Origin of the sequence: Leptolyngbya sp. FACHB-541, from assembly GCF_014695875.1 — a bacterium.
Classification (GTDB): domain Bacteria; phylum Cyanobacteriota; class Cyanobacteriia; order Elainellales; family Elainellaceae; genus JAAUTN01.
On sequence record NZ_JACJPC010000137.1, the window covers coordinates 1 to 10,546 of the forward strand.

General features: G+C 44.4%; 7 protein-coding genes, 1 tRNA gene and 3 pseudogenes. 7 read left to right on the forward strand and 4 right to left on the reverse strand.

Features of this window, described 5'->3' with window-relative positions; translation table 11 throughout:
• From H6G00_RS30365 to H6G00_RS30375, 3 genes and pseudogenes are all read left to right on the forward strand, one after another.
• A pseudogene (locus H6G00_RS30365) lies at nt 1-95 on the forward strand (IS5/IS1182 family transposase); the annotation flags it as partial.
• A gap of 39 nt (nt 96-134) precedes the next feature.
• The gene (locus H6G00_RS30370) at nt 135-305 is read left to right on the forward strand and encodes a hypothetical protein (RefSeq protein ID WP_190799567.1); all 171 of its coding nucleotides are present in this window, start codon (nt 135-137) and stop codon (nt 303-305) included.
• Entirely contained in the window at nt 302-982 is a 681-nt protein-coding gene (locus H6G00_RS30375) for a hypothetical protein (RefSeq protein ID WP_190799568.1), read from the forward strand. The genes H6G00_RS30370 and H6G00_RS30375 overlap by 4 nt, the downstream gene beginning before the upstream one ends.
• Before the next feature lie 52 nt (nt 983-1,034).
• On the opposite strand, the pseudogene H6G00_RS30380 reads toward H6G00_RS30375, so the two are convergent.
• A pseudogene (locus tag H6G00_RS30380) lies at nt 1,035-1,308 on the reverse strand (ISNCY family transposase); the annotation flags it as partial.
• A gap of 963 nt (nt 1,309-2,271) precedes the next feature.
• Between H6G00_RS30380 and cas12k the strand changes: the two are divergent.
• Nucleotides 2,272-4,503, forward strand: coding sequence for a type V CRISPR-associated protein Cas12k (gene cas12k, locus H6G00_RS30385; protein WP_190799569.1), 2,232 nt, complete (start codon nt 2,272-2,274; stop codon nt 4,501-4,503).
• Nucleotides 4,504-5,710: 1,207 nt separating this feature from the next.
• On the opposite strand, the gene H6G00_RS30390 is transcribed toward cas12k, so the two are convergent.
• Nucleotides 5,711-5,781: transfer RNA gene (locus tag H6G00_RS30390), tRNA-Cys, on the reverse strand.
• A gap of 262 nt (nt 5,782-6,043) precedes the next feature.
• On the opposite strand from H6G00_RS30390, the gene cpdA reads away from it, so the two are divergent.
• A complete protein-coding gene (gene cpdA, locus H6G00_RS30395; protein WP_190799570.1) occupies nt 6,044-6,838 on the forward strand; it encodes a 3',5'-cyclic-AMP phosphodiesterase in 795 nt (264 codons plus the stop codon).
• Here cpdA and cofG read toward each other — a convergent pair.
• On the reverse strand, nt 6,812-7,786 hold the full coding sequence (gene cofG, locus H6G00_RS30400) for a 7,8-didemethyl-8-hydroxy-5-deazariboflavin synthase subunit CofG (protein ID WP_190799571.1): 975 nt from the start codon (nt 7,784-7,786) through the stop codon (nt 6,812-6,814). The two genes, cpdA and cofG, sit on opposite strands and share 27 nt — an antisense overlap.
• A gap of 11 nt (nt 7,787-7,797) precedes the next feature.
• Entirely contained in the window at nt 7,798-8,583 is a 786-nt protein-coding gene (locus H6G00_RS34930) for a LuxR C-terminal-related transcriptional regulator (protein ID WP_199318811.1), read from the reverse strand.
• 585 nt (nt 8,584-9,168) lie between these two features.
• On the opposite strand from H6G00_RS34930, the gene H6G00_RS30410 reads away from it, so the two are divergent.
• Together H6G00_RS30410 and H6G00_RS30415 are read left to right on the forward strand one after the other, a co-directional pair.
• Entirely contained in the window at nt 9,169-10,248 is a 1,080-nt protein-coding gene (locus H6G00_RS30410; protein WP_206757025.1) for a hypothetical protein, read from the forward strand.
• 146 nt (nt 10,249-10,394) lie between these two features.
• Nucleotides 10,395-10,546: pseudogene (locus tag H6G00_RS30415) on the forward strand (photosystem II q(b) protein); the annotation flags it as partial.

Sequence of the window (10,546 nt, forward strand, 5' to 3'; positions counted from 1 at the left end):
TCAAGCAGTTTCGACGTATTGCAACACGCTATGAGAAACGAGCGGAGAACTATCTTGCCATGCTCACCATTGCTGCAATTCTCTTTTGGTTCTAGGTTTTAAAACACGCCCTAGTAGAGTCTAAGGCAACAGCCTTGTCTCTTGCCGACATCCAGCAGGTATTGGATGAGGAGTTGATTCGGATAGCAGCTTACACTGCTTCCTGTGCTGAATTAGATGCTCGTCCGGTAATAGGGATCTTGGTGGGCACGGCATTGATCAGTGAGACAACTTACCAATCCTGTATCACAGAGGTGGTGGTATGAGATTTAAGGTCTTTTCGCTAGAAGCATTCGTTATACAGAGTTTGATTAAGCAGGGAAAAACCTTACTTGACCAGGACTGGGAGAGGCACAGTGTGAAAATTGAGCTTGGCTTAACTGAGTTAGTTAAGAACCAAATGCGGCAACTTGCTCAGGAGGATCGAGATGATAAACAGATCAATCTTCTTGAGCAGGCAATGCGAGTTGCTGAGCAGAGATTTCAGGAGCAGATGAGTGAGTGTGATCTTCAGCTCTGCTTTGCTGCTTATTGGGCAAGTGTTCGTAAAGCTCTAAAGTTTCCTGCTAAAGAAATTGCTGAATTAGGAGAAAAGTTGAGACAATCAAGGCGTTTAAAGCGGATCAGCGAACGGCAACAGATAACAAGTGCAAATCAAGTACTTTTTGAAGTAATAGAAGTCGGTTTACAAAATGCGATCGAGGGGCTGATTGCTGTTCCCTTGCCTACTGTGCTTGAACTCAATTTGGAAGGAATTAGGCAGAACTATCTTTTGGAGGGGGATTGGTTTCCGTTTCAGGTTTCAGTTGGAAAGTTACAGTTTGTGTTTGATGATGATGGAACAATCTCTGTTTCAACAGAAAACTTTCCTGAGCAACTGTTCCTTAAAGCAAGACAGTTGCTTTTAGATTTAGCAAACCAGTCTTATATCAGTTTAGATTGAGGTGCTGTTAATTGTTGTAGCAGCAATCCCCATTATGAAAATTTAACTGGTATTAATTGGGATATCTAGCTCTCAGCAGCTTGTACTTGTGGTTAAGCAACTCCGGCAACGTATGAAATAAATGGGACAAAATGTTGAGAGCCGCAAGCAACGAGGAGAGATAGCTTGCCGTGCCCGAACTTGTGTTCCAGATTGCAACCCTTAGTCTTGAGGGTGTTGTCATTCTCGTTCTCCACCTTCCATCGAGTGTAACCTGCTGAAATGATCTCTACTACGGTGTCATCAGTAACGGTGTGATTGGTGGCAAACGAATTTTTATACGTCATCGGAGGAAGGGTTCAAACCCTCTTTTCCGTAAGGGAGCGAAAACACCTAGTCTTGAACTATCCAGTTGTTACACTGTTCACTTATCTATCACTCTATAAGGGAATGGAAACGAGGTGTCGTCCAGAAATGGAGAAACTTGAGCTTCGATAACTTTTTGGAGGCTAGTTAAACAGGCAGGGATGAATGCAAACTCTCTTGCCTCAACAATAAACAGCTTGCCAAATGGCAAAGTCAATTCGACCTTCTTCTAAGTTTCATGCTGTACATACTGCGAAGTGTCTGAAGATACTCCGGCTCAGTTTCGATCGTCGTCCAGATATGGTGAGCAAGCGCAAGCCTCTGCTTGTGCTTCTCAGAAGGAAATCTACGATGCTCTCCCTGTGAGAACCAGTGGTTCACTGTTGTCAGCGAGCAGTCACAGATATAAGCCAGTTCTTCCCTTGTTACATCCCAGTGTTTCAGAAACTCATCGAATTCCATGCTGTCATCCTCTATTGGCTGAGGTAAGCTTCTAACGCAGTCCAGTGTCTATGAGCAGGGGTTTGAGGAGCAATAGCCGTTGTCATTTTGTTTGTCATTTTGACAAGTTTAGATTACCATATACTTACAAGGTTAGATTTACCTCTTAACTCGACTTTATCCAAATTCTAGAACCCTTTTCCACTGGTAGTTCTGGCACTTCAGAATATGCTTCTGACTTTTTTCAATGTCGGTGATATCCTATGACGTTTGAAAAATACGAGAGCCTGAGCGAAATCCAGGCTGGGTCTAGAATGACCTCGATCTCAAATGGATAAAGTCGAGCTTAAGGTATGTAGGAAAAATCAAGAGTTAGTGACTGGTGGTGCTGCTTTCAATTCTCTTATTGCCACTAAGTAAGGCATACCTTTCAATTTGATGGGACAGTGTAGATAGGGTCAAAATTCTCAAAGGTTAGAGAAAAACTTGTTAGGGGAAGAGTTATGTCTATCATCACCGTTGAGTGCCTACTAGCTGCTAGCGAAGCGACTCGCCAACATGTATGGTCGCTTATGGTGCAGCATGCAGTTCTTGTAAGAGAGCTTTTGGAAAGAGTTGCCCAGCATCCAGATTTTGAAAAATGGCAGAGTGTAGGCAATCTACCAGCGAAAGCTATAGAACGCCTTGCCAAAGAATCAAGTAATGAAGAAACTCCATTGCTTTCAGACCCACGCTTCAGCCAATTACCTGATCGCTTTTATAGATCAGCGATTTCTACAGTTCAGACTACTTATAAATCATGGCTCGCCCTACAGCATGGACAACAGCAAAAACGCAATAGAAAGCAACTCTGGTTAGATGTCGTGGAAGACGATTTGCTTATGGAACATAATAAGTCGCAACTAGATTTAGTAGTAGAAAAGGCTCGTGAAATTCTATCCCAACTTCTGTTCGAGATGAAAAAGGAAGCCACTGAAGCATCAGGAGAAAAAAAAGACAGAAAGCAAACAGCCTCAGAAAAAACACAAGAGAAAAGAAAATTCATCTCACTACATAAACTGAATAAATTATATAACTCTTCAGAGGATGCCTTAACACGTCGTGCTATTGCCCATCTGGTAAGAAATCATTCTCAAGTGAATGAAGAGGAAGATTTAGATAAAATTCCTTTAAAAATTGAGAAAACCAGAATTGAAATTAAGCGTCTGGATCAACAACTGAAGAGCCAATTGCCAAAGGGAAGAGATCCTTTTGGAGCGCAGTACCAGAAGAATTTAGAGTTTGCTACTGAATTGCCAAGCAACCTTTCAACTTCTGAGGAGAATGGATCAGAATTCATTAAATGGAATGTGGAGGAAGATCAAAGACAAGCCGCTGTTATGAGATTGCCAAAGTCTCTACCCTACCCAATCAATTTTGGTAGCAATACCGATCTCCGATGGTTTCAGGAGACACAGGAGCGTAAAACTCTCAAGGGTAAGAGGACTAACAAACCAAGAAATCAAATTATTGTTCGTTTTCAGGGATTGAAAGAACATAGCTTTAAGATCCTATGCGATCGCCGTCAGTTACCATATTTTCACCAGTTTATGACTGATTGGAAAACATACAAGGAGTTGGATAAGATAGGAAAAACTGACTCAGAGAAGTGTTCTGCTAGCCTATTCTTACTCCGGTCTGCTCGTTTAATCTGGAGAGAGGATAATCGAGTTCCACCCAAAAGCCTTCGAAAGAAGAAAAAGAAACAGAAAAATAATACGGTAGTGGTTTCGGGGAAGGATGTTGGCACTTCTTCAGAAGTCCGAAAAACTGAACCTTGGAATACTCATCGGTTGTATCTTCAATGCTCAATTGATACTCGTTTGCTCACTGCAGAAGGGACGGAGGAGGTACGGCAGGAAGAAATTGATCAGATCACTAAACAGTTAGAGGGTGATTCAGGGGATTCCAGGAAGAAAAAAACTGTTACTGACAAACAGGAGCTAAGTGCTGGGCAAGTAGCGGACAGGAAAAGGAAATCATCTACACTCACCCGACTTAACAATAAGTCTGCTTTCTCACGTCCAGGTAAAAAGTCTTATCAAGGGCAGTCTAATATCTTAGTTGGAGTAAGCTTTAGCCGACATAAGCCTGCTACTGTTGTAGTTTGGGATGCAAAAGAAAACAGGGTATTAGAAACTCAAACTGTGCGCCAATTATTGACTGACCAGAATGTAAAAGTAAAAAAAGGAAATCAAAGCATTGTTCAATTAAGATTTCAGAAATATAGGTTAATTGCTCGTCGTCGGCGATTACTTCGAGATAAATCGCTCCGTTGCAGTCAGGAGCAAAGTCAAGGTGTGTACCAACAATCTGAATCAGGAACAAATTTGGGTCTGTATTTGGACAGACTCTTGGCAGCTAGAATTGTCGAGCTAGCAACTAAATGGAAAGCTGGCAGCATTGTCATACCAAAGATCGAAAACATTCGTGAAAGTATTGAAAGTGAGATAAGAGCAAGAGCTGAGAAGAAGTTTCCTGGCTTGAAGGAAGCTCAAGATAAGTACGCTAAGCAGTTTCGGATAAGCTTTCATCAATGGAGCTATGGTCGCCTTGCTACGGCTATTTGCTGTAGAGCAGAACGTGATGGAATTTTGATCGAAACAGCATGGCAACCATGGTCTGGGGACTTACAGGACAAGGCAAAAGACCTTGCCCAAACTGCCTACTACAATCGAGAGTCTACCGAAAGGTAGAAATAGTTTTCGCACCTTGACAATAGAATTAGAGCAATTCCGCCGCTATCGCATTAGCGAGTGCATAAAATCAGGGTAAGTTTACTGCTCAACGAGCAGGTACTTTCTAGCCCGGTGGTTCTGTTGCTGTATCAACGCTTTGACAACCCATTATAGGTATCAAAGTTCAGCAACAGTTTTCTGTCGCTATGTTGACGACTTGGGTTCTCCATCGCGAGTATCAAAGTCCAGTGACATCTGTAGGCATTGCCTACTGTTCGGGGTCAGGTGTGGCGAGCCTGATACCAGGGAGCAAAGCTCTTTCAGCTATTCGGTTGATAAGGGTGCAGACGTACTGCGTGACAGCCACTAAAGTTTCCCGATCAAGGGGACCTTCCTCAATTTTTGACAAACCCAAGCTAGGTTCAATTTCCCGGTAGGTTTGCTAGAATCCAAATCCTTTTATGTAAGGGTTACAGAACCTTATACCTAAATGATCTTTTCAAACAGAAGAGTTAAGTCCTAAAATCTGTTTGGTTAGGCAGAACAGGTTGTTAAAGCCTGATTGTATTTGGATTTAGCTACCGGGAGTTGCGATTGCCCTTCCGGTATAGGAAGGGTTGAAAGGTATCCGCACCCGTTAAAAGACTTCGGATTTCTAGATTGCGATCGCCCTCCCGGTATCAGAAGGGTTGAAATTATTGATCCGCTGTTCAACTTGCTTCTAGAGATTGTGTTGCGATCGCCCTTCCAGTACTAGTGGGCTGAAATTTCTACGAGTGCGGAATAAGAATCCTGCTTTAGGAGTGTGAGTAATTATGCTTATCCTTCTGTTTGGAAGGTTTGAAAGTAGGAAACTAGCAATACATCGTTCCATTCAGGCTTACCAAATCTGGTTAGTCTAAAGGATGGGCGTTGAAAGAAACATTGACAGCAATATGTCTGCCAATAATCAATGGGCTGTTTGAAGGAAGGTTTGAAAGAGGCAGGGGTCTGCAAAAGTTATCTCACTTCATCATGAGTGGGCTATGGTAGATTAAGTCTTATGTGGCAAAATCAGGAATACGTCCAAATGTCAACTGCGACATTAATTCGTGAAACGTGCCCCAAATTGCCCAAACGACATTAATTCGTGAAATGGGTGTCAAAATTAGCCCAAACGACACGAATTCGTGAAACAAGACAAAGAATTCGTGATTGTACACATGCGACCGTACAAACTACAAAAAGGCGGCACCCAGATTCGAACTGGGGGTAAGGGATTTGCAGTCCCCTGCCTTACCACTTGGCCATGCCGCCGCTCGTTGAATCATCAATATATCAAATTTTGGGTCTTCCGTACCATCTTTACGACTCTTCTAAAACTCTGAAAGACGTTCCTCGCTGAGGCACATCCTTCAATTTTGCTTGGCTGAAGCAAAATTGTAACAAATCGGCGAATTGTGATGTAAATCACAAAAAGATCTGTATGCGATCGCGTTTTTAAGTTTACTTCAAAGTTACTTTATCAAAGCATCATCTTCATTTCTAAAAAATCTTTGCGGCTCTCACCTTAACTGCCATGGTTCCCCCCTCCCCCCTCCTCATTGCTCAGATTACAGACACTCATCTATTTGCGGGCAAGAGTCAGGAATTGCTTGGTTTACAAACTGCCAAATCTCTGAACGCAGTGTTAAGTTGCTTACAAAAATTGCAGCCTCAACCAGACTTACTCTTGTTGACAGGCGATTTGTCTCAAGATGAGACAGTTGAATCCTATTATTGTTTATATCAGTTTTTACTACCTCTAAAAATTCCCGTTTACTGGCTAGCTGGGAACCATGATGTTCCTTCCGTTATGGAGCAGGTTCTGAATACTGCGCCCATCTCAGCCGAAAAAACGTTTCAACGAGGAGGCTGGAATTTTGTGTTACTTAACTCAGCAGTTTCGGGTCGAGTGGACGGCAAGCTCTCCTCCCAAAGCTTGAATTGGCTGGAACAGCAGCTCCAGGCAATTCCCCACCCTACCCTGTTGGCATTGCATCACCCGCCTTTTCCTATTGGTTCAAATTGGATAGACGAAATTAATTTGCAGAACTCAGCAGATCTGTTTGCCGTGCTCGACCGCTATTCTCAGGTCAAGCTAGTACTGTTTGGTCACATTCATCAAGAGTTTGATCACTGGCGGCACAGTGTTCGCTATCTAGGAACTCCCTCGACCTGCGTGCAATTCAAGCCCAACAGCGCAAACTTTGCCCTGGATCAGCTCAAGCCAGGATTTCGATTGCTGTATCTTGATCCAGACGGAAACTACAGTACTCGGGTAGAGCGTATAGACTGTGTTAACCAATTAGACTTTGCTGCAACGGGATACTAAGCTGTTACGCCATCGCTGAACCACAAGCTGTAGTGGAGCGGATAACCAGCTATCGTACTGAGGATAAATCGGTAAACGAGGCAAAAGCTGCCAGCCCGCTTCTACTAAAGTTTGATTCAATGCTGCATCCCGTGGATGAGGGTAGTCCGGATTAACCTCATCTTTGGGGCTAATACCACCTAAATCTCTTGCACCTGCTTCAATGCAAGCAATTAAAAGATCTGCATCAGGAATTAGATTGGGAGGAATTTGAAGGGTAATTTCTGGCGGCAGCATGTCACGGGCGATCGTCACCATTTCCAATAGTTGGTCAATCTTAAAAGCAGCTCCCTGCCAGCTTTGCTGCTGTCCAGGGCTGTGGGGCTGCAAAATTACTTCTTGAATGTGTCCCCAACGCTGGTGGATTTGGGCGATCGCTTCTAATGTTTGCAGGCGATCGGCGACTGTCTCACCAATCCCTAGCAACAGCCCCGTTGTAAAAGGGATACGCAATTCTCCTGCCCACTCCAACTGTTGAAGACGCAGAGCGGGCACCTTACTGGGAGCGTGCCGATGCACGGTCTTGAGCAACTCAGGTGTGACCTGTTCTAGCATTAGCCCCATCGACACATTCACCATTTTAAGCTGAGCTATTTCTGCAAAGCTCAACGGTCCAGCGTTTGTATGAGGCAAAAAACCTAGCGACAGTGCCAACTCACACAGATGATAGATCCGGCGAAACCACTCCTGCCGTCGCGCGCTAAGCGGATGCACTTCACCACTCAAAATCAGGATTTCAATAATTCCCCGATCTTGAAGCCGCTTTAACTGCTCCTCTGCCTGTTGCAAAACTATCCAGTCATCTGTTCCTGGATCGACGCGAAAGTTGCAGTAGGTACAGCGGTTAAAGCATTCGTAGGTTGGCACCACCGTATAAGCGGGGCTATAGGTCACAACCTGAGTAGACAAAACCGATTCCCCTAAAACATCAGCAGCCTGTCCTGCCCTTGATGGCTGCGCCTCTTAGCATAGACGTTTTTGATGTGGGTTTTCACGGTATTCAAACTAATGCGTAAAGCTTCAGCAATCTCCTGATAGCTATATTCCTGACGCAGCAGTAACCAAATTTCAGCTTCTCGCTCCGTCAAGTCATACTTGCGGCGCTCAATCCAAAGCTCTTCCTGCAAAACTTCGTTATGGCTCTCAATCAGAAGCAGGATGAACTGACGATTGACAGGACTAGCGTTCTCACCATGAGCAGGTTTTGGGTTAAACCAGCGCGCTCGAATACGGAGTCGTAGTCCTGTAGAAGTTTCACTTTCTACAATTAGAACGTGTTCCTCTGAACCAGACTTCCTAATTAAGCGGTGGCAAATTTCAGCTAGCGCAGAGGGCAAAATACTGAGTTCACAATCGTTCTGGGTGAGCTGTTGACAAAGTTCTCTAGCCTTGAGATTGAGGTGAACCAAACGCATATTTGGGGCAACAACAATTACTCCCTCTGGCAATAAATCAACCAAAGCACCCCAAAATTCACTCGAATCAGTAGAGTCAGTTGAAAGAATTTCTACTCTAGGAGGTTCAGATTTCGGGGCAGGCTTGTTTGAGACAAGCTTATTTGGGGCAAGCTTAGAAGGCTTTAAGCCAGCATTTGCTTTGTTGAAAAGAGGCTTTGTTGACAAACCGTACTCAACTGAAGAATGCATCGTAACAAATGATTCTTGAGAGGTGGGGCAAAGACGGATTGACATAGGTTTAGTACTCATCAGGCTTTGAGGTCATTCTGCTGGTTGCAAAAGTGAACTCGCAATGAGCTGGCCGTAAGTAGCCCTAGTAGGGTGAAGTTAGCACATATAAGCTGAAGTGGGGTGAAGCGCACTGAAGCAGTGTGAAGTTTTTCTATAGTTACGGCAATCTGTCCGCGAAAACGCGGAATAATGGCGGATGTAAAATTAGTGGATCGGGTTGCTCTGCAATATCCAATCCTTGAATATCTACCGAAAGCTCGCTCTGCTAACGGGTCAATCTCGTTTGCCCAGTAGAGTTACTTGGCAGAACTATGTTCTGCCTCATTGCTGAGTGGAATAGCTTGTAGACTTACAGCGTTTGTGGTGAAAGCCGTCCACTTTCCGAAAGAGAATCACTTGGAAGTGGATCAACCGCTGTTGTCTACAACTCGATCCTATCCATCAGGTAAAACGCTCAGTTTGGGTTGCTTAATCAGGTGATGTTTAGATTATCGAACTGAAGCTTGTGAAGTGGCTCACCCGTTTGGGTACATTCGATACTTAAAATTACACGTTTTTTTGTAATGCGATCGCAAATCCTCATAACAGACAGCGGAAATAAATATGGTTTCTGTTTCTCAACCGATGGTTAACCCAGAGTCACTAGATCGGTGGTTTCCAATAGAACGGCAACGCAGCTATATCACCGCTTTACAAGAAAGAGGGGGACTAACGCGCCTTCGAGCAGAATATTTTGTCAAACTGTGGGCGTACTTGCTATTGAAGTCGCAGCAGGAGCGAGGGGAGTCGTTAGACCAACCGCTTACTCGACTTTATCCGATGACGGAAATGATTCCCTGTACCCACCGAGAAGCAGCAGAGCTATTTTATGGTCAACAGGAAAAAGGGAGCGATCGCGCTGCAGGAATGATGCTCGATCGCTTGATTGGTCTAGGTTTGTTAGAAAAACGATTTGATGGACAAACGCTCTGTTTGAGAATTCGAGACCTACCAGAGCTAATCTTTGCTGAGCAGTCTGAATCTCTAGAATCCGTCCAGCTTTACCCGGATGCTTTTAATCCACGAACTGACGTTATTCCGGTTGCTAACCTATTTATCAAAAACTACACCGAAATTCTTCGAGATGTTTCTGCTGCCGCAGCCGCTCGCAAAACCGCTAAGTGCTTGAGAAACTGGTCACAGAACTATTCTGCTTGCATGAGAGTTTTACGCAGATCGGACAACCTGAACCCAGTCGGCATCAGTATTTTCTATCCGGTCAGCAGTGAATCAGAAGATAGTTTCTTCTTGCCGCCCAGCCGCAACTTCTTTTTGACAGCCGATACCGATGTCGATCCGTTTAAGATGGCTGCTCCCGGGGATCTGGACTGCACTTCTGTCTTCATTCGCGCTTGGATCATTGACACTCCCTACATGCAGGGACAGCACATCTACAGTTTTTTGAAGGATGCTCAGCAAACCCTGGCTCAAATGCAGAACGATTTTCCGAATCTTTGTGATTTGTACTCGCTGGTCGTTAGCCCTTCCTGTGAAGAGTTGCGGCAGGCGTTAGGTTTTCAGAAAACGCATCAGGAATCTCAGCGTTCTTATTACAGAGCTTATCTAGCGCTAGATCATTTCCTGGCTCTAGACATTAAGCAAGCTTTGAGTACTTTAAAGCCCAAGACTGCAAGAGCAGAGTAGGTTTGAGTCTTTGGGTCACAGCTTCATTGCACTGTATTTAATGAGAATCTCCTGTCAAACTTTACAAAAAGCAACGAAAGTCTTATACTCCTAATACGACGCAATTATCTGATGCGTCCTCTTACTTAACCAAGCACTCAATAACTATGACAACGACTCTACAGCGGCGCGAGAGCGCATCACTGTGGGAGCAGTTCTGCAACTGGGTGACCAGCACCGACAACCGCCTGTACGTAGGCTGGTTCGGCGTTCTGATGATCCCCACCCTGCTCTCTGCCACCATCTGCTTCATCATCGC

Excerpts from the sequence above, each read along its gene's own strand:
- H6G00_RS30375 (WP_190799568.1), top strand. The coding sequence starts at position 302 with ATGAGATTTAAGGTCTTTTCGCTAGAAGCATTCGTTATACAGAGTTTG.
- H6G00_RS34930 (WP_199318811.1), bottom strand. The coding sequence starts at position 8,583 with ATGAGTACTAAACCTATGTCAATCCGTCTTTGCCCCACCTCTCAAGAA.
- cas12k (WP_190799569.1), top strand. The coding sequence starts at position 2,272 with ATGTCTATCATCACCGTTGAGTGCCTACTAGCTGCTAGCGAAGCGACT.
- H6G00_RS30410 (WP_206757025.1), top strand. The coding sequence starts at position 9,169 with ATGGTTTCTGTTTCTCAACCGATGGTTAACCCAGAGTCACTAGATCGG.
- cpdA (WP_190799570.1), top strand. The coding sequence starts at position 6,044 with ATGGTTCCCCCCTCCCCCCTCCTCATTGCTCAGATTACAGACACTCAT.